Here is a 772-nt window from a genome sequence, read left to right on the forward strand (position 1 = left end):
CGCGGTGGTGCTCAAGTCCCTGGAGCGCGCCGTCGCCGACGGCGACCACGTCTACGGCGTCATCAAGGGCAGCGCGATCAACGCCGGCGGCAAGACCTCCGGCTTCACGGTGCCCAACCCCAACGCCCAGGCCGACCTGATCCGTACGGGCCTCGCGGACGCCGGCGTGGACGCGCGCACCGTCTCGTACATCGAGGCGCACGGCACCGGCACCTCGCTCGGCGACCCGATCGAGATCACCGCGCTCACCAACGCCTTCCGGCAGCACACCGACGACACCGGGTTCTGCGCCATCGGCTCCCTCAAGTCGAACATCGGACACCTGGAGTCCGCGGCCGGCATCGGGGCCCTGACCAAGGTCCTGCTCCAGCTCAAGCACCGGCAGTTGGCACCGTCGCTGCACTCGACCACGCTCAACCCGTACATCGACTTCGCCCGCAGCCCCTTCGTGGTCCAGCAGGAACTGGCCCCCTGGCAGGCGCCGGCGGGCCAGCCGCTGCGGGCCGGGATCAGCTCGTTCGGCGCCGGCGGGGCCAACGCCCACCTGATCGTCGAGGAGTACGTCGAGCGGCGCCCCCGGCCGGCTAAGGCCGCCGGACCGCACCTGTTCGTCTACTCCGCACGCGACGAGGAGCGGCTGCGGGACCTGGTCGCCCACCACCTCGCCGCGGCCCGGGACGGCTTCGACGGCGCGGACCTCGCCTCCGTCGCCCACACCCTCCAGGTCGGCCGCGAGGCCATGGAGCAGCGGCTCGCGGTCGTCGCCGACGAC

Annotated in this window: 1 protein-coding gene; it reads left to right on the top strand. The window is 72.5% G+C overall.

Annotated elements, in window-relative coordinates; all coding sequences use genetic code 11:
- A partial coding sequence (locus KUM32_RS36115; protein WP_302185227.1) for a ketoacyl-synthetase C-terminal extension domain-containing protein occupies nt 1–772 on the top strand: 772 nt, incomplete at both ends.

This window comes from Streptomyces sp. AC627_RSS907 (assembly GCF_019049165.1).